The sequence below is a fragment of the Pseudomonas sp. ES4 genome (assembly GCF_050586665.1).
GTDB lineage: Bacteria > Pseudomonadota > Gammaproteobacteria > Pseudomonadales > Pseudomonadaceae > Aquipseudomonas > Aquipseudomonas frederiksbergensis.
In genome coordinates, this window is record NZ_JBOBDO010000003.1 from 227,502 (window position 1) to 250,074 (window position 22,573).

18 protein-coding genes are annotated in these 22,573 nt (G+C 58.8%); 6 read left to right on the forward strand and 12 right to left on the reverse strand.

Translation table 11 applies throughout. The features are described from left to right. Nucleotides 1–105 precede the first annotated feature (105 nt). Complete coding sequence (radA, locus tag ACQ4OB_RS05345; RefSeq protein WP_008149143.1) at nucleotides 106–1,473, forward strand: DNA repair protein RadA; 1,368 nt, start codon at nucleotides 106–108, stop codon at nucleotides 1,471–1,473. A 130-nt stretch (nucleotides 1,474–1,603) separates the two neighbouring features. Here radA and ACQ4OB_RS05350 read toward each other — a convergent pair whose 3' ends face one another. After that, nucleotides 1,604–1,972 (reverse strand): PilZ domain-containing protein, encoded by a 369-nt coding sequence (locus ACQ4OB_RS05350; protein ID WP_074871075.1) that lies wholly within the window; start codon nucleotides 1,970–1,972, stop codon nucleotides 1,604–1,606. A 159-nt stretch (nucleotides 1,973–2,131) separates the two neighbouring features. Here ACQ4OB_RS05350 and ACQ4OB_RS05355 point away from each other — a divergent pair, with 159 nt between their 5' ends. From ACQ4OB_RS05355 to yjiA, 3 genes are all read left to right on the forward strand, one after another. After that, nucleotides 2,132–4,198, forward strand: a complete 2,067-nt coding sequence (locus ACQ4OB_RS05355) for a carbon starvation CstA family protein (protein WP_074871073.1) — start codon at nucleotides 2,132–2,134, stop codon at nucleotides 4,196–4,198. A 14-nt stretch (nucleotides 4,199–4,212) separates the two neighbouring features. Further along, on the forward strand, nucleotides 4,213–4,410 hold the full coding sequence (locus tag ACQ4OB_RS05360) for a YbdD/YjiX family protein (protein WP_008154232.1): 198 nt from the start codon (nucleotides 4,213–4,215) through the stop codon (nucleotides 4,408–4,410). 163 nt (nucleotides 4,411–4,573) lie between these two features. Continuing rightward, nucleotides 4,574–5,542 carry a GTPase gene (yjiA, locus tag ACQ4OB_RS05365; RefSeq protein WP_430955244.1) on the forward strand — a complete coding sequence of 323 codons (969 nt, stop codon included), beginning with the start codon at nucleotides 4,574–4,576 and terminating at the stop codon, nucleotides 5,540–5,542. Between the two features lie 74 nt (nucleotides 5,543–5,616). Here yjiA and ACQ4OB_RS05370 read toward each other — a convergent pair whose 3' ends face one another. The 6 genes from ACQ4OB_RS05370 to ACQ4OB_RS05395 all read right to left on the reverse strand — a co-directional run bounded on the left by ACQ4OB_RS05370 (nucleotide 5,617) and on the right by ACQ4OB_RS05395 (nucleotide 15,006). Continuing rightward, nucleotides 5,617–6,162, reverse strand: coding sequence for a hypothetical protein (locus tag ACQ4OB_RS05370; RefSeq protein ID WP_074871069.1), 546 nt, complete (start codon nucleotides 6,160–6,162; stop codon nucleotides 5,617–5,619). A 397-nt stretch (nucleotides 6,163–6,559) separates the two neighbouring features. Next, on the reverse strand, nucleotides 6,560–7,255 hold the full coding sequence (locus ACQ4OB_RS05375; protein ID WP_430955245.1) for a GntR family transcriptional regulator: 696 nt from the start codon (nucleotides 7,253–7,255) through the stop codon (nucleotides 6,560–6,562). A 45-nt stretch (nucleotides 7,256–7,300) separates the two neighbouring features. Further along, nucleotides 7,301–8,005, reverse strand: coding sequence for a FadR/GntR family transcriptional regulator (locus ACQ4OB_RS05380; RefSeq protein ID WP_074871066.1), 705 nt, complete (start codon nucleotides 8,003–8,005; stop codon nucleotides 7,301–7,303). Between the two features lie 67 nt (nucleotides 8,006–8,072). Further along, nucleotides 8,073–9,386 carry a C4-dicarboxylate transporter DctA gene (locus ACQ4OB_RS05385; RefSeq protein WP_074871065.1) on the reverse strand — a complete coding sequence of 438 codons (1,314 nt, stop codon included), beginning with the start codon at nucleotides 9,384–9,386 and terminating at the stop codon, nucleotides 8,073–8,075. Between the two features lie 276 nt (nucleotides 9,387–9,662). Continuing rightward, nucleotides 9,663–10,916: a serine hydroxymethyltransferase gene (gene glyA, locus ACQ4OB_RS05390; protein ID WP_033054266.1), complete on the reverse strand. Its 1,254-nt coding sequence runs from the start codon at nucleotides 10,914–10,916 to the stop codon at nucleotides 9,663–9,665. Nucleotides 10,917–11,157: 241 nt separating this feature from the next. Continuing rightward, nucleotides 11,158–15,006, reverse strand: coding sequence for a sensor domain-containing protein (locus ACQ4OB_RS05395; RefSeq protein ID WP_430955246.1), 3,849 nt, complete (start codon nucleotides 15,004–15,006; stop codon nucleotides 11,158–11,160). A gap of 283 nt (nucleotides 15,007–15,289) precedes the next feature. On the opposite strand from ACQ4OB_RS05395, the gene ettA reads away from it, so the two are divergent. Both ettA and gdhA read left to right on the forward strand, forming a co-directional pair. Then, nucleotides 15,290–16,954, forward strand: a complete 1,665-nt coding sequence (gene ettA / locus ACQ4OB_RS05400) for an energy-dependent translational throttle protein EttA (protein WP_074871060.1) — start codon at nucleotides 15,290–15,292, stop codon at nucleotides 16,952–16,954. Nucleotides 16,955–17,304: 350 nt separating this feature from the next. Continuing rightward, nucleotides 17,305–18,642: an NADP-specific glutamate dehydrogenase gene (gene gdhA / locus ACQ4OB_RS05405; RefSeq protein ID WP_102616146.1), complete on the forward strand. Its 1,338-nt coding sequence runs from the start codon at nucleotides 17,305–17,307 to the stop codon at nucleotides 18,640–18,642. Here the strand turns inward: gdhA and ACQ4OB_RS05410 are convergent. From ACQ4OB_RS05410 to ACQ4OB_RS05430, 5 genes are all read right to left on the reverse strand, one after another. Next, nucleotides 18,639–19,133: a GreA/GreB family elongation factor gene (locus tag ACQ4OB_RS05410; protein ID WP_102616147.1), complete on the reverse strand. Its 495-nt coding sequence runs from the start codon at nucleotides 19,131–19,133 to the stop codon at nucleotides 18,639–18,641. The genes gdhA and ACQ4OB_RS05410 overlap by 4 nt on opposite strands. Before the next feature lie 70 nt (nucleotides 19,134–19,203). Next, entirely contained in the window at nucleotides 19,204–19,560 is a 357-nt protein-coding gene (locus tag ACQ4OB_RS05415) for a hypothetical protein (protein WP_074871055.1), read from the reverse strand. A gap of 78 nt (nucleotides 19,561–19,638) precedes the next feature. Next, nucleotides 19,639–19,944 (reverse strand): chorismate mutase, encoded by a 306-nt coding sequence (locus ACQ4OB_RS05420; RefSeq protein ID WP_074871054.1) that lies wholly within the window; start codon nucleotides 19,942–19,944, stop codon nucleotides 19,639–19,641. A 34-nt stretch (nucleotides 19,945–19,978) separates the two neighbouring features. Continuing rightward, nucleotides 19,979–21,832, reverse strand: a complete 1,854-nt coding sequence (locus ACQ4OB_RS05425; RefSeq protein WP_430955247.1) for a DUF4105 domain-containing protein — start codon at nucleotides 21,830–21,832, stop codon at nucleotides 19,979–19,981. Nucleotides 21,833–21,937: 105 nt separating this feature from the next. Beyond that, nucleotides 21,938–22,426, reverse strand: a complete 489-nt coding sequence (locus ACQ4OB_RS05430) for a DUF3015 domain-containing protein (RefSeq protein WP_017340868.1) — start codon at nucleotides 22,424–22,426, stop codon at nucleotides 21,938–21,940. Nucleotides 22,427–22,573 lie beyond the last annotated feature (147 nt).

Here is a 22,573-nt window from a genome sequence, read left to right on the forward strand (position 1 = left end):
TATTCAAAGCGCTGTACAAGTTGTTGCCAGGGGGCCGCTGGGTAACTTCGCCGCGCGTGACCGACGCCAGCTGAGCTATCATCGCGGTTTTTGCCGGGAGTTCAGATGGCCAAGGCCAAGCGCATGTACGGCTGCACCGAGTGCGGCTCAACCTTCCCCAAGTGGGCTGGCCAGTGCGGCGAGTGCGGGGCCTGGAACACCCTGACCGAAACCATGGTGGAAAGCGGTGGCGCGGCAGCCCCCAGCGGTCGCACCGGCTGGACCGGTCAACAGGCACAGATCAAGACCCTGGCCGAAGTCAGCGTCGAAGAAATCCCGCGTTTTTCCACAGCGTCGAGCGAGCTCGATCGGGTGTTGGGCGGTGGGCTGGTGGACGGTTCGGTGGTGCTGATCGGCGGTGATCCGGGCATTGGCAAATCGACCATTCTGCTGCAAACCCTGTGCAACCTCGCCAAAGTCATGCCGGCACTGTACGTCACCGGCGAAGAATCCCAGCAGCAAGTGGCCATGCGCGCGCGCCGCCTCGGCTTGCCTCAGGATCAACTGCGGGTGATGACCGAAACTTGCATCGAAACCATCATCGCCACCGCCCGGCAGGAAAAACCCAAGGTAATGGTGATCGACTCGATCCAGACGATCTTCACCGAGCAACTGCAATCGGCACCGGGGGGCGTGTCGCAGGTCAGGGAAAGCGCGGCGTTGCTGGTGCGCTATGCGAAGCAGAGCGGCACGGCCATTTTCCTGGTCGGCCACGTGACCAAGGAAGGCGCTTTGGCGGGGCCACGAGTGCTGGAGCACATGGTCGACACGGTGCTGTATTTCGAAGGCGAATCCGATGGGCGTTTGCGTTTGCTGCGGGCGGTGAAAAACCGTTTCGGCGCCGTCAACGAACTGGGCGTATTCGGTATGACCGACAAGGGGCTGAAAGAAGTCTCTAACCCTTCGGCGATTTTTCTCACCCGTGCCCAGGAAGAAGTGCCGGGCAGTGTGGTCATGGCGACGTGGGAAGGCACGCGGCCGATGCTGGTGGAAGTCCAGGCGTTGGTGGACGACAGTCACCTGGCCAATCCACGTCGGGTAACGCTGGGTCTGGATCAGAATCGGCTGGCGATGTTGCTGGCGGTGCTGCACCGTCACGGCGGCATTCCAACTCACGATCAGGATGTGTTTCTCAATGTGGTTGGCGGGGTGAAGGTGCTGGAAACGGCCTCCGATCTGGCGCTGATGGCGGCGGTCATGTCCAGTTTGCGCAACCGGCCACTGCCCCACGATCTGTTGGTGTTCGGCGAAGTCGGGCTGTCCGGCGAAGTACGCCCGGTGCCGAGCGGCCAGGAACGCTTGAAAGAAGCCGCCAAGCACGGTTTCAAACGCGCCATCGTGCCTAAGGGCAATGCGCCCAAGGAAGCGCCGCCGGGGTTGCAGATTATTGCCGTAACGCGTTTGGAGCAGGCGCTCGACGCCCTCTTCGAATAACCTTCCAGACAGCACACAAACCCTGTGGGAGTGAGCCTGCTCGCGATAGCGGACTATCACTCAACATTTATGTTGATGGGCATACCGCTATCGCGAGCAGGCTCACTCCCACAGGGTATGGGTATGGCCTTCAGATTTCGATCAAGGCGCCCAATTCGCGCTCCAGTTCCTCAGGATCGCCCAGGTTGAGCTCAACCAACCTCCGCAGGCGCTCGATGGATTCCAGGCTGATGTGTTTGCAGACAAACCCGAGCTGACCATGATCATCGTGGGTCAATTGCACATCCATCTTGATGGCGACGTCCTCGTTGAGATGAATATCGACCAGAAAATGCCAGTCACGATTTCCCAGCCACGGTTCGGGCTTTTCGATCAACAGTCCCTTCAATGACAGGTCGATCAACTTCACCGGCCAGATGAATTCCCCTTGGCTTAGCTCGGTTCGGGCATCGAACGCAATACGTTTGAAGCGGCGGCGATCGGCAGGGTGCTCGCTCATGGCGCAATCCTCGTAAATGTCCGGTGACTATAGACCCGCATTGTCCAAGGCTGCCAGCAAAGTGATGGCTCAACCCATGTCGGGGGGATGGTCTTTGCCGTCAGGAGAGCTAAACTCCGGATGGCTGTCTTTCTTGTCCACCCTGGCTGGAATCATAAAATGAAAAACAATAATAGCCTGCTACGCCATCTACCCTGGCTGCTGCTGGCAATCGTGGGGGCGTGCGCCCTGGGTGTAGTGGCATTGCGCCGAGGCGAGGCGATCAACGCCTTGTGGATTGTGGTCGCCGCCGTGGCCATCTATCTGGTTGCGTATCGTTACTACAGTTTGTTCATCGCTACCAATGTGATGCAACTCGACCCGCGACGGGCCACCCCCGCCGTGCTCAACAATGACGGTCTGGACTACGTTCCGACCAACAAACACATCCTCTTCGGCCACCACTTCGCGGCCATTGCTGGCGCGGGGCCGCTGGTCGGTCCGGTGCTGGCGGCGCAGATGGGCTACCTGCCCGGTACGCTGTGGCTGATTGCCGGCGTGGTGCTGGCGGGTGCCGTTCAGGACTTCATGGTCCTGTTCATGTCCACCCGCCGCAACGGCCGTTCCCTGGGCGACATGGTCCGTGAGGAAATGGGCCGCATCCCCGGGACCATCGCGCTGTTTGGCTGCTTCCTGATCATGATCATCATCCTCGCGGTGCTGGCCCTGATCGTTGTGAAAGCTTTGGCCGAAAGCCCTTGGGGCATTTTCACGGTGATGGCGACCATTCCGATCGCGATGTTCATGGGCATTTACATGCGCTACATCCGCCCGGGCCGCATCGGTGAAATTTCCATCGTCGGTGTGCTGTTGCTGCTGGGGTCAATCTGGCTCGGGGGGCAGATTGCTGCTGATCCGGTCTGGGCCAAGGCGTTCACTTTCACTGGCGTGCAGATTACGTGGATGCTGGTCGGTTACGGGTTCGTGGCCGCCTCGTTACCGGTCTGGCTGATTCTGGCGCCGCGTGACTACCTGTCGACCTTCCTCAAAATCGGCACCATCGTGGCCCTGGCGATCGGCATCCTGATCACCATGCCTGAGCTGAAAATGCCGGCGCTGACCCAGTTTATCGATGGCACCGGCCCGGTATGGAAGGGCGGTCTGTTCCCGTTCCTGTTCATCACCATCGCCTGTGGCGCGGTTTCCGGTTTCCACGCGCTGATCTCCTCCGGCACCACACCGAAGTTACTGGATAACGAGGTCAACGCCCGTTACATCGGTTACGGCGGCATGCTGATGGAATCCTTCGTCGCCATCATGGCCATGGTCGCCGCGTCGGTGATCGAACCAGGCGTGTACTTCGCCATGAACAGCCCGGCGGCGGTCGTCGGCAGTGACGTGGTGGCTGTGGCACAAACCGTCAGCAGCTGGGGCTTTGCGATTACCCCGGAAGCGCTGCAAGCGGTGGCCAGGGACATTGGTGAAACCACCATCCTGGCCCGTGCCGGCGGTGCGCCGACCCTGGCGGTCGGTATCGCGCAGATCCTGCACAGTGTCCTGCCGGGTGAAAACACCATGGCGTTCTGGTACCACTTCGCGATCCTGTTCGAAGCACTGTTCATCCTGACGGCTGTGGACGCCGGTACCCGTGCCGGGCGTTTCATGCTGCAGGATTTGCTCGGTTCCTTCGTGCCAGCGCTGAAACGCACCGAATCCTGGACCGCCAACCTGATCGCCACCGCCGGTTGCGTGGCGATGTGGGGTTGGTTGCTGTACCAGGGCGTGATCGATCCGCTGGGTGGTATCAACACCTTGTGGCCGCTGTTCGGTATCTCCAACCAGATGCTGGCCGGTATCGCGCTGATGCTCGGCACTGTCGTGCTGATCAAAATGAAACGCCAGCGCTATGTCTGGGTCACCATGCTGCCAGCGGTGTGGCTGCTGATCTGCACCACCACCGCCGGCTTCATCAAGCTGTTCGATGCCAACCCGGCGATCGGCTTCCTGTCGCTGGCCAAGAAGTACAGCGATGCCCTGGCCAACGGTCAGATCCTCGCCCCGGCCAAGGACATTACGCAGATGCAGCACGTGATCTTCAACGCCTACACCAACGCAACGCTGACGGCGCTGTTCCTGTTCGTGGTATTCAGTATCCTGTTCTATGCGCTCAAGGTCGGTATTTCCGCCTGGGGCAGCAAGGAACGTACGGATAAAGAAGCGCCATTCCAGGCTCTGCCGGATGCGTAATCGAGGATTGCAGCATGTTCAATGACCTGAGTCGCCTCGGTAAATACCTCGGTCAGGCCGCGCGCCTGATGGTCGGGATGCCCGACTACGACAATTACGTCGAGCATATGCAAACCAAACACCCGGACAAACCGGTGATGACCTATGAGATGTTCTTCCGGGAACGCCAAGAGGCTCGTTACGGTGGCAAGGGTGGGCCGAAGTGCTGTTGATCCAGTTGTCGGGTTAACAGCAATACCTGTGGGAGCTAGCCTGCTGGCGATGGCGGCTGAACATTCAACATCACTGTTGATTGACAGTCCGCCATCGCCAGCAGGCTAGCTCCCACATTTGTTTTGTGTTGATACTTCTATTCAGTGAGTCAGGAGATTCAGTTTGTCCTCTCCCATCCCGGTAACAATCCTCAGCGGCTTCCTCGGCGCCGGCAAGACCACGCTGTTGCGCCACCTGCTCAAAGCCGAGCACGGCCTGAAAATCGCCGTGATCGAGAACGAATTCAGTGACGCCGGTATCGACACCCAACTGTTGGGCGACGAGCCGGTGCAAGTGATGACGCTGTCCAACGGCTGCGTTTGCTGCACCATCCACACCGACCTGACCAAGGCCTTGTACCTGCTGCTCGAACGCCTGGACAGCGGCGAAATCGCCTTCGACCGTCTGGTGATCGAATGCACCGGCCTGGCCGACCCGGCACCGGTGGCCCAAACCTTTTTCATCGATGAAGAGCTGCGTGAGCGCTACATTCTCGACGGCATCATTACCCTGGTCGATGCGGCGCACGCTGACACTCACCTGACTCAAACCATCGCCCAGGCGCAGATTGGTTTCGCCGACCGCTTACTGGTGAGCAAGCGCGATCTGGTGGACGAGGCGACCTTTACCGCGCTGAGCGAGCGCCTGACCCGCATCAACCGTCGTGCACCGATCCGCGTGGTCGAGCACGGCAAGATCGATCTGGCCGAATTGCTCGACGTGCGCGGTTTCAATCTTAATGCTGACCTCGGCGGCGGCGTCAGCCTGCGCCCGGTGAGCAAAGCGCCGTCCATCGACCGCATTTCCAGCCTGGTGCTGCGCACCGACAAGCCGCTGGATATCGACAAGCTCAGCGAATTCATGAACGAACTGCTGGAGGACCATGGCAAGCAATTGCTGCGCTACAAAGGCGTATTGAACATCCTTGGCGAGCCACGGCGCATGGTGTTTCAGGGCGTGCTGAAGTTATACGGATTCGATTGGGACACCGAGTGGGCCGACGATGAAACGCGCGAAAGCGTGATCGTGTTCATCGCCGATGATTTGCCGGAAGAGAAGATTCGTGAAGGCTTTTCTCGCGTAGAAGGATAACTGCGGAGGTATTTGCTCGATGGTAAGTTTGTCCTGCCTTTTCTTGTTATATGAAAAGGCAGGTGCTGAGATGATTAAACGGTCAGGATGCTCGAGTCAACGTTGCGCTTGATGATTTTCAGTGTGAAGTTCATCTGGACTCCCGCGCCTGTATAGATAATAAATCCTTCACTTGTATTCTTTCGGCGCTTTAGCGAGTAGTTGTTAGCATGAATTGTTACGGATAGGGTGTTTGATTTGGGGTCGTCGAGAGAAGCCAGGTTGCCGTTATTGTCTACGAAATGAAACATGGCGGATTTCTTGGGACCTGCATTCGGACCATCCATCGCGGTGAGACAGTCATTTTCGTCAATGCCGACTAGTCTTCCAAAGAGCGGGCCAGGCGTAATAACAAACATGCGATAGACAAAACCTCCAATATTCAGGAAGTAGAACTGCAAGGGAGCGCGAGGCAGGTCTCTATTGGCGAATAAAGTATCTGAAACGAATGTATGAGTGGGGGAGAAGTCGAAGAAGCCCGTGACAGGGATCGTGACTTCGCGGCCGTGTGTCAGGCGAGGGAAATGCAGGTGGCCGTGATCACTGGTCAGTTCTGCAATAAAGGATTGTTCAGCGGTCATAGTTTTATCTTCCTTGATAATAAATTGAGGTTAAGGTGTTTTTATTCAATCGGCTGGGCGCAGCCTTCTTGTATCCATAAGTCCAGAACTTGAAGGTTTCGATGCAGTGCAATGATTATGAAGTCATGTTGTATGTTTGTGTTGATTGCATGGTCTCAGTAAAGGTCGAACCAGAGATTAAATTATTTTTTTCTGGTTGTGCTCGTTCCTTTGTTTCAGGAAGTTGGAGGTGTCAATGAGGTTTTTTATGTGGGAGGTCTAAAGCAATAGTTGGCAGTTAAAGCGTGAGGTTGTGGGGTAGCATCAGGTTTAAATAGTTTCAAGTTAAAAAACCGGCAAAAGAGCCGGCTATCGGGGCGGTCATAAAATGTTGTACGCAAGCGGTTATAAAACCCGATTATGGGTTCAGCAACTTCACTTCTAAATGCTCCAGAAGTCGGGTCATCAAGCCTTCGGCAACTTTGGCATCTCCGCACTCCACCGCCTCGACGATCACCGCATGTTCTTGCCACAAGCAGTCACTACGCGCTTGATCTTCGTAGTAGGCGATGGCCAATGAGGTCAGCGGCACGAGGCTGCCGAGAAATTGTGCCAACGGCACGTTGCCTGCGAGTTGCGCCAGTTGCAGGTGGAACTCGCCCGACAGACGAATAGCCGGCCCGCGTTGGTTTTGCTCGATATAGCGGCGTTCGCGCTCTATCAATTCGCGTAATTGCGGCAGGTGCCGGGAAGCTGGTTGCTGGCAGGCCAGTCGCACCAGAGTGGTTTCGGTGAGCCGGCGGGCATGGAGAATTTGACGGGTATGTTCGGCATCGGGGGTCGCGACTTGCGGGCGATGATTGGGCCGCAGAATGATGACCTGCTGATGCGACAATCGCGTCAGTACTTGGCGGATGATACTGCGGCTGACACCGAATGCCTGGCCAAGGCTTTCTTCGGTAAAACGGCTGCCCGGGGCAATGCGTTGTTCGAGAATGGCATCGAAAATCTGCGGGTAGATGTCGTCGACGCTATGCTTCTTATCGCTCTGACGGCGCAAGGGCAGAGCAGTGGAAATCGAGAAAACGGGAATCTTCAAGGCGTAGGAATTCATGGCCTGTCTCCAGTCCGGTTGCCGATAGGTTTTTTTCCAGTACTGCTATTTGCCCAGATTGTCGTCCGGAATATTCAGTTCGATGCCCATCCGCTGGCCTTCCCGAAGGATGTGCCGACGCATCTCGGCGCTGGCCTGGGCACTGTTTTTGCTGCGAATAGCGCGCACCACGGCTTCGTTCTCTTCAAGGCGCTCCGCCAAATGCTCTGGGGAGTTGCGCAGCACGTCGGCGCTTTGCTTGAGGGCGTTGCTGGTCTGTTGCACCACACTCTGGAAGATCGGATTCGAGGTCAGGGTGAACAGTTCTTCGTGGAACGCGATGTAGGCGTTCACCCCGGCTTCGCTGTCGTTGGCTTCCAGCGCTTCGCGCATGTCCATCAGGGTCAGGCGCAATTGCCCGACTTCCTTGCTGCTGATTGACTGCGCCACCAGGCCGACAATGAACGGCTCGAGGGTGTAGCGCAGTTGCAGCACATCTTCCAGGCTCGCTCCGGCGACTGCGCTGTCGTGGCTTTGGCTGTCGCTGAGATTGGCTTCCAGCACCACCACGCCTTTACCCGGCATGGAACGCACCAACCCAAGGGTTTCCAGGACGATGACGGCTTCACGCAGGCTAGGGCGGCTGATGCCCAGTTGTTCGGCCAGCTCACGCTGCCCCGGCAGCATCTCGCCGGAGCGCCACTGACCCCGGGCCAAGGCGGCCCGAAGTTTTTCTACTACTGAATTCACAACGGTCGACGAGGTGATCACTGTTCGCTCCATGAGCATCCAAAACGATTGATGACCGTGCCTGCCCGTAGGCAGGCACGGCGATTATTCAGAATTCCTGCTGATGCGCAGGGCCGACGGGCTTTCTCGGCTGGAAGGTATAACCCACCTGGCCGGAAAGTACTTTGTTCGCCCGTTGGATATCGATGTCCTTTTCCCAGCGCGCAATGGCCACGGTGGCGACGCAGTTGCCGATCAGGTTGGTCAGCGCCCGGCCGATGCCCATGAACCAGTCCACTGCCAACACCAGCACCAGTCCGACCACCGGAATCGCCGGGATCGCCGTCAGTGTCGCCGCGAGAATCACCAGCGCCGAGCCGGGAATCCCGTGGGCACCTTTGGAGGTGATCAACGACACCAGCAGAATCGTCAGCAGGTCGCTCATCGCCAGTGGCGTGCCGGTGGCATTGGCGATGAACACGATGGCGAGGGTCAGGTAGATCGAGAAACCGTCCAGGTTGAACGAGTAACCGGTAGGAATGACCAGCCCGACCGTCGAACTGCCGATGCCCAGATGCTCAAGCTTGCGCATGATTTGTGGCAGCACGGCGTCGGAAGAAGCGGTGCCCATGACGATCAGCAGTTCTTCGCGCAGGTACTTGAGCAACGGCCACATCTTCAGGCCTGAAAGGCGCATCACCAGGCCGAGGATCAGCGCCACGAACGCTACGCAGGTTATGTAGAAAAGACCGACCAGGCTGCCCAGGTGCTGCAGCGAGTCCAGGCCATATTTGCTGGTGGTGAACGCGATGGCGCCGAACACGCCGATCGGCGCCAGACGCACGATCATGCCCATGATGCGGAAGATCACATGGCTCAGCTCATTGATCAGCCGGGAAATACCCGACGCAGCTTCGCCGACCAGGTTCAGCGCACTGCCGAACAGCACTGAAAACAGCAGGACCTGCAGAATGTTGTTCTCCGCGAAGGCGCCGATGACCGAGGTCGGGATCAGATTCATCAGGAACTGGGAGGTGGTTTGCATGTGCTGACCGCGCTGGGCGATATCGCCCATGTCGGCAGCGGAAAGCTGATCCAGATGGATGTTCGCGCCGCTGCCGATACCGGTGGTGAAGGCGAACACCAGACCAATCACCAGGGCGATGGTGGTCAGGATTTCGAAGTAGATCACCGATTTCAGGCCGATGCGTCCGACCTTCTTCAAGTCGCCGGCACCGCTGATGCCGCTGACCACCACACAGAACACGATCAGACCGATGAGCATCTTGATCAGTTTGATGAAGCCATCGCCGAGCGGTTTGAGTTGGGCGGAGTATTCAGGAAGGGTCAGCCCACAGACGATGCCGAGCACCAGTCCGAGAACCACTTGGAGGAAGATTGAACGCGAGCACCATCTGAGCATGGGAGGAATCCTGGTCGGTGTCCTGGCTGCCGTGCGCTTCGCGCATCAGATTCAGGACTTAATTATTGTGGTCTTACCGGTATGTCCAGTGCAGGCGCAGTCTAGGCGCTGTTTTTGGGTGATCGCAAGCAAATTTTGAAAGATTGGCATGACCGGTCTTACCAGTTGTGCGCAATGCCCCGACCTTGAGCCTTTTCGCGGTTGAAAAAAATTGCGGACGAAAAAAAACCGGCCATCACTGGCCGGTTTTTTCATTGCTGCGGTTTAGCGGGCTGATTAAGCGCCGTACACCGGCAGCTTCTTGCAGATGGCCTTGACCTTCTCACGAACGGCGTCGATCACCGCTTCGTTGTTCAGGTCCGCCAGGATGTCGCAGATCCAGCCGGCCAGTTCTTTGCACTCTGCTTCCTTGAAGCCACGAGTGGTCACAGCCGGAGTACCGAAGCGCAGGCCGGAGGTGACGAACGGGGAGCGTGGATCGTTTGGCACGGAGTTCTTGTTCACGGTGATGAACGCTTTGCCCAGAGCGGCGTCGGCGTCTTTACCGGAGATTTCCTGCTTGATCAGCGACAGCAGGAACAGGTGGTTCTGAGTACCGCCCGACACCACGTCGTAACCGCGCTCGATGAACACGCCGGCCATGGCCTGGGCGTTTTTCACCACTTGTTGCTGGTAGGTCTTGAACTCAGGCTGCAGTGCTTCCTTGAAGCAGATCGCTTTGGCGGCGATCACGTGCTCCAGCGGGCCACCCTGGGCGCCCGGGAATACGGCGGAGTTCAGCTTCTTCTCGATGTCGGCGTTAGCGCGAGCCAGGATCAGGCCGCCACGTGGACCGCGCAGGGTCTTGTGCGTGGTGGTGGTCACGACGTCAGCGAAAGGCACCGGGTTCGGGTAGACGCCAGCGGCGACCAGACCGGCCACGTGGGCCATGTCGACGAACAGGTAGGCGCCAACCTTGTCAGCGATTTCGCGGAAGCGCGGGAAGTCCAGGATCTGCGAGTAGGCAGAGAAACCGGCCACGATCATTTTCGGCTTGTGCTCAACCGCCAGGCGCTCGACTTCGTCGTAGTCGATCAGGCCGTTGCCGTCGATACCGTACTGGACGGCGTTGTACAGCTTGCCGGAGGAGGAAACGCTGGCGCCGTGGGTCAAGTGACCGCCGTGCGCCAGGCTCATGCCCAGAATGGTGTCGCCCGCCTGCAGCAGAGCCAGGTAAACGGCGCTGTTGGCTTGCGAACCAGCGTGTGGCTGAACGTTGGCGTAATCGGCGCCGAACAGTTCTTTTGCACGGTCGATGGCCAGCTGCTCGACCACGTCGACGAACTCGCAACCACCGTAGTAACGCTTGCCCGGGTAGCCTTCGGCGTACTTGTTGGTCAGTACCGAGCCTTGAGCTTCCATCACCGCTGGGCTGGTGTAGTTTTCCGAAGCGATCAGCTCAATGTGCTCTTCCTGGCGCTGAGCTTCTTGCTCCATGGCGGCAAAGAGATCGGCGTCGTACTTGGCAATAGTCAAATCACGGCTGAACATGGCGGTCCTCAGGGATCGGGGCAGAAAAGGGGGGCATTCTAACCCAACCGCTTTTAGAAGGCATATGAAAGGACATCATGTCGCGGACAAGTGGGCTTCATGACGGGATCAGCGGTGATCATGCTGGCCCAAATCGCCAGCAGGCTGGCTCCCACAGTAGATTCTCAGTGGCCCCAAATCTTGTGTACACCCAAAAAACCTGTGGGAGCCAGCCTGCTGGCGATGGCCTTCCTACAAAATCTCAGTCGAGCATGAAGAGCGCATCATTGCTGAACTGCGCTTCAAACCGGTTCGCCGGCATCGGCCGGCCGAACAGATACCCCTGAACCTCGTCGCAACCATGCTCACGCAGGAAGTCGAGTTGCTCGTGGGTTTCCACGCCCTCGGCGATCACCGCCAGATTGAGGCTGTGGGCCATGGCGATGATCGCGCGGGCAATTTGCGCATCCTGCTCGCCCGACGGCAGGCCGTCGACGAAGGTGCGGTCGATTTTCAGCACGTCGATGGGGAACTGCTTGAGGTAGTTGAGCGATGAGTAACCGGTGCCGAAGTCGTCAACCGCAATGCTCAGGCCGAGATTTTTCAGCCCGGCAAGAATCTGCATCGCTTCGCTGACTTCGCGCATCAGGATACTTTCGGTCAGTTCCAGCTCCAGGCACGCCGGCGGCAGGCCAGTTTCCTTGAGGATATTGGCAATTCGCGTCCCGAGTTGGCCGTCGGAGAACTGCCGGGCGGAAATGTTCACCGATACCTTCGGCACCCGGACCTTGGCCTGATGCCAGGTCTTGAGCTGACGGCAGGCCTCGCTGATCACCCAATCGCCGACATCCACCACCAGGCCGAGTTCTTCGAGTACCGGAATGAAGTCTCCCGGCGGCACCAGACCGCGTCGCGGATGGCGCCAGCGCAGCAAGGCTTCGGCGCCGGTCAGGCGTTTGCCATCGCCGCTGAACTGCGGTTGGTAATACAGCACAAACTCGTCTTGCTCCAAGGCATGACGCAAGTCGCTTTCCAGCTCCAGGCGCTCCAGGGCGCTGGCGTTCATGTCGGCCTGATAGAACTGGAAGTTGTTCTTGCCACGCTCCTTGGCGTGATACATCGCGGTGTCGGCGTTTTTCATCAGCTGGCTGAGTTCGTTACCGTCCTGAGGGCTCAGGGCGATGCCGATACTGGCGGTGACGAAGAACTCGCGGCCTTCAAGCACGAACGGTTTCACCAGGCTGGCGAGAATCTGTTCGGCCACATGAATCGCCCGGTTCAAGGCAATTTCACGGTTGGCCCGCGGTTGCAGCAGCAAGGTGAATTCATCGCCGCCCATGCGCGCCACGGTGTCGTCATCGTCGACACAGCCGAGCAGGCGCGTGGCCATTTCCTTGAGCATGCGATCGCCGGCGGCGTGGCCGAGGGAGTCGTTGATCGGTTTGAAGCGGTCCAGGTCAAGGAACATCAACACCACCCAGGACTTCTGCCGTTCGGCCGATTGCAGCGCCGAGTGCAGGCGATCCTGGAACAGCGTGCGGTTGGGCAAGTGGGTCAGGGCGTCGTAATAGGCGAGGCGGTGAATCCGCTGCTCACTGGCCTTGCGTTCGCTGATATCGCTGAAGAAGCACACGTAGCTGGCCAGATCGCCTTCGTCATCCAGCACCGCGGTGATCCCGACCCAGGCCGGGTAATGCTCGCCGTTGCGTCGTTTGAGCCAGACTTCGCCTTCCCACGTGCTGTGCTGATGCAATTGCTTGAGCACATAACGCAGATGCGCTTCCTGCTGTTCGTCGACGGTCAGCATGTTCGGCAACTGGTCAAGCACCTGCTCCACCGCATAACCGCTGACACGGCTGAAGGCTTCGTTAGCCTGGACGATGTAGCCGGCCGGGTCGGTGATCAGGATCGCCGAGGTCGAGTGCTCAAAGACTGTCGCCGCCATGCGCAGGTCTTTTTCGGCCCGACGTTGCTGGCTGATGTCGCGACCGACGCCCAGCACGCCTTCGAATGCACCGTGTTCGTCCCAGACCAGCACCAGCCGCAGTTCGATCGGAATCTTGCGCCCGTCGGCCCGCAGGCAGTCGAACAAAAACAGTTGGGTCTGCACCTGGCTGCGCAACAACGCCAGTTGCTCGGGTTTGTTCAGCGCTTTACTGACCCGGTCCATCAGGCTGTAAATGCCGGTCAGTTGTTGCGGGTTGGCGATGGTCGATTGCCAGCCGTTCTGGAAAATCCAGTCGGCGTCGTAGCCCAGCACGGCTTGCACCGACGGGCTGACGTAGTTGAGCGCCATCTTGCTGTCGGTCGAGAAAATCACGTCGCTGATGCTTTCGGCAAGCATCCGGTAGCGCTGCTCGCTGTCGCGCAGGGACTCACTGGCTTCAATCTGATCAGTGATGTCCTTGGCCACGCCGATGATCCGCGTAACCTGATCGTGCTTGTCCCGCGCCAGTGCCTGTTCGCGGATGTCGAAGCGCCGCCATTTACCGTCCCGGTGGCGGAAGCGCAGCTGGCATTGCATCAATTGTCTGTAACCGGTCTGCCGCTGGGTCTGGCGCGAGCGGTGGTAGAAGTCGGCATCTTCGGGGTTCAGCAGGATCTCCCAGAAATACTCGCCCATCTGGTGCAGTTCGGTACGGTTGTATCCGAGCGTCTGACCCAAGTGGTGGTTGCTGAAAATCATTCGCTGGCTGACCACGTCCTGCACGTACAGATGATCCGGCACGGTGCGTACCACGTCGGACCAGAATCCTTCACGCTCCAGCAGCGACAGTTCGACGAGCTTGCGGCTGGTGATGTCGGTAATGCTCAGGATCACCGCTTTGTAGTCGTCCTGGTCTTCAGGCAGGCGCAGGACCAGCCACAAATGCTGGTCACGGCCATTGGCGTCTTGCAGTTTGATTTCCAGTTCAAGCTGTTTCTGCCGGTTGAGCACCGCGTCGAGCACTTGATTGCCGATGGCGGCGCCGTCCTGCGGGTTACCGTCGATCAGCAGTTTCCAGGCGTGATCGCAGGTGTTGACGTTGAGCAGTTGCAGGGCGACCAGGTTGACTTCGGTGATGCGCAGTTCCTGCAGCAGGTGCTCGCGCTGTTGCGGTGTTTCGAGCCAGGCTTTCAGTTGTTCGCTGCTGTGCAGCTGAGCTTTGTCGAAAAAGCTTTTGAGCCCGGACACGTCGAGTACACACAAGGCGACGCCGGTGCCTTCGAAAATATCCTGGTAGCGTCGGCGGCCTTCGTGCACCTGGCGCTGGCGGCGGCGCATGTTCAGTAGAGCGATGAACGGCAGGAGCGAGAACGCCAGGCCCAGAAGGCATTTGCCGATGAACGCCGGCAGCAGGTGTTCGATCACCCGTTGCCGGTCGAACAACCCGCGCAGTTGCCAGTCGCTGCTGCTCAGGGGCACGGTCAGCACGCTGTTGGTCAGCTCATCCGGTGTTATGACCGTCGGTGTGGCCGAGGGCTGCCCATCGTCGCGGCTGATGATCTGGTGGTTGATGCGGTTTTCCACCAGCCATAGCGGGCGAATACCGGTTTCGTTTTGTTTGGTCAGCGCTGAGAAAAATGTCGGCGTCAGGCGCAGAACCCAATAGCCGCGCGTGCTGCCGCTGGCTTGACGCAGCAGCAGATGCACCACCGAACCGTCATTGGCGTTGCTGAAATAATGGGCCTGGGCGTGACTGCGCCGGACCAGTTCGCTCAGGTAGTCGGCATCGTCGCTGGTGTCGGCACTGTCGGTGAGGACTTTCCCGGAAGGGCTGAGCAACGCGAGGCTGCGCAGCTCGGGCAAGGATCTTTGCAGTTTGCGCAGCAGCGCCTGCTGTTCGTCGGCGCTTTGCGGCTGTTCGACGATCGGCAGCAGGTTGAGGGCGATCTGGGCGTTGAGCGCCATGTTCAGGCTGATTTGCGAGGCCAGATCGGCGGTGTAGTCGATGGTGTACTGACGCTGGTGTTGTTGGGTGTCGCGCAACTGATCCAGCAACTGCCAGAACAATAGCGTGAGCAACATCAGGGCGAGCGCCGCCAGCGCGCCCTTCAAGGACCCACGCAAGGGTGAGCCGGTCGCAGGATTGAGTGCGCTCACGGAAGAAGGTGGGGTGACATTAGACAAACTGTAATCCTGCGGTTTGGCTGGACTGGCGCGACGTGCACTATAAGCCGGACGCCCGGAGGGCGGCTAGCATGCCCTGAGTTGTGGCAAAGTGCCAGTCCCGCTCGGCTGGACTGCCTTCCGTCAATCAGGTAGCTTTGCCGGTTACGCGGGAGCGTTCCAGCTCCTAGAATCAGGTTTTTTCAGCGCGCAGCATTGATCGCTATCAATCGTCGACGCGCACAACCTGGACGGGCATCGCCCGCGCCCCAATCATTCATCGTTCACTGACCCTAGGTTCTCCATGGCTCAATACGTATTCACCATGCATCGGCTGGGTAAAGTTGTTCCGCCGAAGCGGGAAATCCTGAAAAACATTTCGCTGTCGTTCTTCCCGGGCGCCAAGATTGGCGTACTCGGCCTTAACGGTTCGGGTAAGTCCACGCTGTTGAAAATCATGGCGGGCGTCGACACCGAGTTCGAAGGCGAAGCCCGTCCGATGCCGGAACTGAACATCGGCTACCTGCCGCAAGAACCGATCCTGGACCCGACCAAGACCGTGCGTGAAGTGGTTGAGGAAGCGGTCAGCGTGATCAAGAACGCCCAGGCTCGCCTGGACGAGGTCTACGCCGCCTACGCTGATGAAGATGCCGACTTCGACAAACTGGCCGCTGAACAAGCCAAGCTCGAAGCCATCCTGCAAGCCAGCGACGGTCACAACCTGGATCGCCAACTGGAAGTCGCCGCCGATGCGCTGCGTCTGCCGGCCTGGGATGCCAAGATCGAATTCCTGTCCGGTGGCGAGAAGCGTCGTGTGGCCCTGTGCCGCCTGCTGCTGTCCGCTCCCGACATGCTGCTGCTCGACGAACCGACCAACCACCTGGACGCCGATTCCGTCGCCTGGCTGGAGCATTTCCTGCACGATTTCCCGGGCACCGTGGTCGCGATCACGCACGACCGTTACTTCCTGGACAACGTTGCCGGCTGGATCCTCGAGCTCGACCGCGGCGCCGGTATCCCGTACGAGGGCAACTATTCGGGTTGGCTCGAAGCCAAGTCCGATCGTCTGGCGGCCGAATCCAAGCAGCAGTCGGCCCACGAAAAAGCCATGAAGGAAGAACTGGAGTGGGTGCGCAAAGGCGCCAAGGCCCGCCAGTCCAAATCCAAGGCTCGTCTGCAACGCTTCGAAGAAATGCAATCGCAGGAATTCCAGAAGCGCAGCGAAACCAACGAGATCTACATCCCGGCCGGTCCACGCCTGGGCGATAAGGTCATCGAATTCAAGAACGTTACCAAGGGCTATGGCGATCGCGTGCTGATCGACAACCTGTCGTTCTCCATGCCTAAAGGCGCCATCGTTGGCGTGATCGGCGGTAACGGCGCGGGTAAATCGACCCTGTTCCGCATGCTGATGGGCAAGGAAACGCCGGATTCGGGCAGCATCGAAGTCGGCGAAACCGTGCAACTGGCGTGCGTCGATCAGAGCCGCGAAGACCTGGACGGCAGCAAGACTGTGTTCCAGCAGATCTCCGACGGTTCGGATCAGATCCGCATCGGCAACTACGAGATCCCGTCGCGCACCTACGTCGGTCGTTTCAACTTCAAGGGCGGCGATCAGCAGAAGTTCGTCAAGGACCTGTCCGGTGGTGAGCGTGGTCGCTTGCACCTGGCGCTGACCCTGAAAGAGGGCGGCAACGTCCTGCTGCTCGACGAACCGTCCAACGACCTCGACGTTGAAACCCTGCGTTCCCTGGAAGAAGCCCTGCTGGACTTCCCGGGCGCTGCCATTGTGATCTCTCACGATCGGTGGTTCCTTGACCGCGTTGCGACTCACATCCTGGCGTACGAAGACGACTCGCAAGCGGTGTTCTTCGAAGGCAACTACACCGAGTACGAAGCCGATCGCAAGAAACGCCTCGGCGAAGCGGCTTCCCAGCCGCACCGTGTACGGCACAAGAAACTCGCCTGATTTCAGGTGGGTTGCATGAAAAAGCGGAGCCTTCGGGGCTCCGTTTTTTTTGGCTTTCAGATAGACCGCAGTGCGGCTATCGCGAGCAGGCTCGCTCCCACATGGGATTTATCCAATGGAGATCTACTGTGGGAGCGAGCCTGCTCGCGATGGCGATTTCCAAATCAGTGCAAACCTGAATCTGATAATCCCTAATCGGGTGCAATAAAGAGCTTTTCAGGGGTTTATTTACATCAGGTGCACCATTTAATTTCATAAATGCGACATTTTGTTCTGTCGTGGTGCGCATTCAGTTTGCTAAAGTCCGGCCCAATCTCTTCCAACGACAATAAATTTGCCGAGACTTTTCCATGATCGAATCCGTTGAATCCTTCCTCGCCCGCCTGAAAAAACGCGACCCTGACCAGCCTGAATTCCACCAGGCAGTGGAAGAGGTCCTGCGTAGCCTGTGGCCCTTTCTGGAAGCCAATCCACGCTATCTGACGTCGGGCATCCTGGAGCGGATGTGCGAGCCGGAGCGGGCGATCGTTTTCAGGGTTTCCTGGGTCGACGATCACGGCAAAGTGCAGGTCAATCGCGGATTCCGCATCCAGATGAACAGCGCTATTGGTCCGTACAAGGGCGGGTTGCGTTTCCATCCTTCGGTGAACCTTGGCGTGTTGAAGTTCCTGGCCTTCGAACAGACCTTCAAAAACTCGCTGACGTCGCTGCCGATGGGCGGTGGCAAGGGTGGTTCGGACTTCGACCCGAAAGGCAAAAGCGATGCTGAAGTCATGCGGTTTTGCCAGGCCTTCATGAGCGAGTTGTACCGTCACATCGGCGCAGACGTTGACGTTCCGGCCGGTGATATCGGCGTCGGTGCGCGCGAGATCGGTTTCCTGTTCGGCCAATACAAGCGCCTGAGCAACCAGTTCACCAGCGTGTTGACCGGCAAGGGTCCGAGCTATGGCGGCAGCCTGATTCGCCCGGAAGCCACCGGTTTCGGTTGTGTGTACTTTGCTGAAGAAATGCTCAAGCGCAGCGGTGAAACCGTCGAAGGCAAGCGTGTGGCCATCTCCGGTTCCGGCAACGTTGCGCAATACGCCGCGCGCAAGGTCATGGACCTGGGCGGCAAAGTGATTTCGTTGTCCGACTCCGAAGGCACGCTGTACTGCGAAAGCGGTTTGACCGAAGAGCAGTGGCTGGCGGTGCTGGAGCTGAAAAACGTCCAGCGCGGGCGCATCAGTGAACTGGCCGGCCGTTTTGGCCTGGAGTTCAAGGCCGGCCAGCACCCATGGGCGCTGAGCTGCGACATCGCGCTGCCCTGCGCGACACAAAACGAACTGGATGCCGAGGCGGCCCGCACGTTGTTGCGCAACGGCTGCCTCTGCGTGGCGGAAGGTGCGAACATGCCGACCACCCTTGAAGCGGTGGACCTGTTTATCGAGGCGGGGATTCTGTTCGCGCCGGGCAAGGCTTCCAATGCCGGTGGTGTCGCGGTGAGCGGGCTGGAGATGTCGCAGAACGCCATGCGCCTGCTGTGGACCGGTGGTGAAGTGGACAGCAAACTCCACGCGATCATGCAGTCGATCCATCACGCTTGCGTGCATTACGGCGAAGAGAATGGCCGGATCAACTACGTCAAAGGCGCGAACATCGCCGGCTTCGTCAAAGTTGCCGACGCGATGCTCGCCCAAGGCGTGGTTTAAGCCGGCTCGATACGGATGATCTCGATCAACTGATCACCCGCCGGACGTTGCCACAGCACCTCGTCACCGAGTTGCGCCCCGAGCAGCGCCCGGCCCAGCGGTGAACCCCAATTGATCAGGCCCGCCGACGCGTCGGCCTGATCTTCACCGACCAGTTGCACGGTTTGCTCGGTGTCGTGTTCGTCGGCGAAGGTCACACGGCTGCCGATCTGCACTTTTTGCGTCGAGTTGGCGGCGGTCACGACCTGGGCGCTTTGCAGGCGCTGCTTGAAATACCGCAAATCCCGTTCAAGGTCCGCCAGGCGCTGCTTGTCGGCGTGCTCGCCTTTGGCCGATTGCTCGCTGTGCAGGTGTTGCAGTTCGGCGACTTTCACCTGCAACTGGGCCAGCCCCGTGGGCGTGACGTAATTGGGCTGCGCACTGACCTGTCGTTCGACGGGCTGATCGGCTTGCGCGGCGGCGTTATCTTCATTGACGAAGGCACGACTCATGGTTTTCTCCCGTTATAGGGTTTGGGCCATGGTCGCAGGCTTTTAGTTTCGACAGATATCTGTCAGCGACTTATTGCGAGCGAAAAGCACGAGCGGCGTCCTGGTCCTTCTGTTGCTGCCAGGCTTTGTCTCGGTCGTCCCAATGGTGGCTGCGATAATCCTCGCGGTCCTCGCTTTCGCGCATCGCCTGACACTGACGGAAGCCATCGCTCCAGCCCTCGGCGTACTGCTTGTCCTTGAGGTAACGCGGAACGTTTTTACGAAACTCTCCGGTGATTGCCCCCGCCGCTTGCCGGCCACTGCTGCAACCGTCATCGAAGCCATCGGCGAATGCCGGTGGATAACCCTTGGCGATCAAATCTTCGTGGGTCGTCTGGCAACCCGCGATCAACATCAGCAAACCCACCACACCCACGCAACGCCACATCTCAGACTCCCAGACCGTCAACGGCCTATATGAGAAGTCTAGGAGTGGATTCGTGAGGCGTTTGTGAAAGGCCTGTGATTAATCTGTTGGCGTTTTGGCCAGGCGCGCGTGTTCAGACAATTCCTGTTCGATGAACGCAGCGATCATGGCGCGGTAAACCTGCTCCGTTACCGCTGGGCTGGCGCCTGCGCCCTCAGCCAGTGCGCGAACTTTGGCGATGACCTGCTCGACCCGCGCCGGGGCTTTCACCGCGTCGGTGTCCTTCTTGAAACGAGCCGCCTGCGCCACGTAAGCGCCGCGCTCGGCCAGCAGGGTGACCATCTGACGGTCCAGTCGATCAATATTTTGGCGAACGTCTTCGAGGGAGTTGCAGGTAACGACCATGTTGTTCGAGCTCCATTTTTCTACGGGGGACGGATTAATAGTGATACCACTTCACCTCAAGCATCACTTCGTTCTCGGGCGAAGCCAGGTGGCTGAATTCGCGCTGGGCACTCAGGCGTAAACCCAGGTTGCGCGACAATTCCCACTGCTGATTCAGACTCACGCTACGGCGCACTTCGCCGTTGGTGAAAAAGTCCCCCTTGGCTTCCAGGCTGAAGTTGCCCAGCGGGTTTTTCCATAGCACGCCGCTGTTGAAACCCGCCGCAGGGGCGATGAAGCCGGCAAAGTCGTTGTTGTGTTCAACGCGCACGGTGCCCAAAGCGAAGCCGAGCATGTCGTCGCCCAGTTGCCAGGTCCCGCCGCCACCGCCATTGACGTGGCTGACCAGGGTTTCGTCGTCATGCTTGCCCGGCACGCGCTCCAGGCCGCCAGTGACTTGCCACGAGAGCGGCTGCAGCAATTCATTGCGCGGGGTCAGGGAGCGAATGGTCGCCAGGTCAAATTGCTGTAACTGCCAGTGATTGCCCTCGTACTGGCGCAGTTTCATTTGCAGGATTTCGATCTGCGCGCCAAGGGGGAAACTCTCGGCGTTGTCGTTGAGGTCGTGATACGCCATGCGCAAGCCGTACTCGCCAAACGCCTTGTCGCCTCGAGTGCCGATACCGGCCTGCCAGGTGCGCGATTCATGGCCATTCTCAGGCAGGCCAGGTTGCGGGATGTCCAGTTCCGGTGCCGGGTTCTGGTTGATCGCCCGCAGCAATTCGAAACTGCGCTGCGCCCGTTGTGGGTCGCGTTCCTGGCCGTTGGCGCGGTAGCGCTCCAGGCGATAGGCGGCGTCGATGATCAATGCCTGACGATCCTTGGGCTGAGCCTTGAACGCCGGTTCTTGCAACTGCTTCTGGTCGGCGCTGACTTTCAGCACCCATTCCTGTTCTTCAGTGGTCAACGGTTCGGCGCGGCTCAGCAGTTCACGTTCGCGAGACGGTCGATACTGTATGGACTCCACTAGCCCGGCCTCTTTCACCGCTTTCACGGTGTCGGTAGGAATCGCGGTCAGCGGGAACAGTTCAGTCAATCGCAGGCTCGGACGGGCCACTTGCAGCAGTTCGAGCAGGCGATACGAGCAGTTTTCATCGAAGAAAAAATAATCGAACTGAATCTGCTTGAGCTCCCAGACGTGCTCGACCATGCGCTCGGTTTCTGTCTGGGTCAGATTGAGGCGGTATTCCCACAGATCGCGATTCTCCAGGCTGCGGTATTCCGAGAGTTTTTCCTGATAGGGCACCAGGGCAAACAGACCCGGATAGCCGCCCATCAAGCCTTTCCACGCATACAGGATGCTGTTGTCCGAGCCTTCGATGTACGCGCCGAAGTTGATGGCATAACTGAGCAGGGCGGTTTGATCGCTCTGCACATTGGCCTGGTCGATGCGCAGCAATGTATGACCGAACATCGATGACGGGCTGTTCAGATACGCTGCCGGGAAAATCATCACCGCACTGTGGGGCGAGACATCCTTGAACCATTGCTTGAATTCGGTGCAGGGAAGCGTCGGCAGATCGGTCAGGTTGAGCTGTGCCTTGAGCCAGCGGGTGCGGGCCGGGTAGACGCATTGCGCATGTTTTTCGCCCGCACTGGCCGGGGCGTACAGCGCTTGCACGGTCACCGCCAGCTCGCGGTCAGGATGTTCATTGCCGTCGGCGGCGAGGAAGAATTTCTTGTCGCTGACATAGCTGCGCCAGCCGCCGAGTTTGGCGGCTTCGTAATGACCCAGGGAAATCCAGAAGGGGTCATTGGCCAGTTGCTGCAAACGTTGATTGTCGATTTTGGGCGTGGCAGACAGCGGGGCGCAGACACAGAGCGCCAGCCAGGCAAGGCGTTTGAGCATAGTGGGCAACTTAAGTCGGAAGAAACAAAGACCCGAAGGGGCAGGCCAAAAGGGCCAGGTTCAAAAAATAAAGCCCGCTCCCCGAAAGGAGCGGGCGAGTCGAGCTTAAGCTTGAGTGGCGTACTTGGCCAGACGCGGATCGCTCTTCAGAACGGCCAGGGTATTGGTATGCACATCGTCAGCGGTCACGTCAGCCTTGCTGAAGATCTGCTGGAAGTGCTCATGAGTAACGGCGGCGAAATGCGCACGGTCTTCCGGCGCCACGCCCAGTACCACAGCGTAAGTGGTCAGCGCTTCGCCCTGACCTTTAGCCATGTCTTCGGACAGCTCGTTCATCATGCCATTCATGGCAATCCAGGATTTGCCGCCATAGGTCAGCGACGCATTAGTCGAGCAACCGTTGGTACCCGAGGTCATACCGAACGTTGCGTTGCCGGAAGTGCCGTTGGTGGTGGATGCCAGGAAGTGAGCCGGGGTGCCACGCTGACCTTCGAACAGCATGTTGCCCCAACCGCAATCCGGGCCGCCTGGCGCCTGAGCCATGGCATTGAGGGATACAGCGGTGAAGAGAGTACCGAGAAGAATCCGTTTCATAGCTTTGTTCTCTTTATGTGCATACCAATGGACAAGGGGTCTGGCCCAATCTGGCGCCAGTGGGCCGGTTATCGTTCCAGCCGCGCAGTTTGGAGTTTAGGCACGTTCCTGAGGTTCCGTTATTTTTTGCATAACATTCGTTGAAAA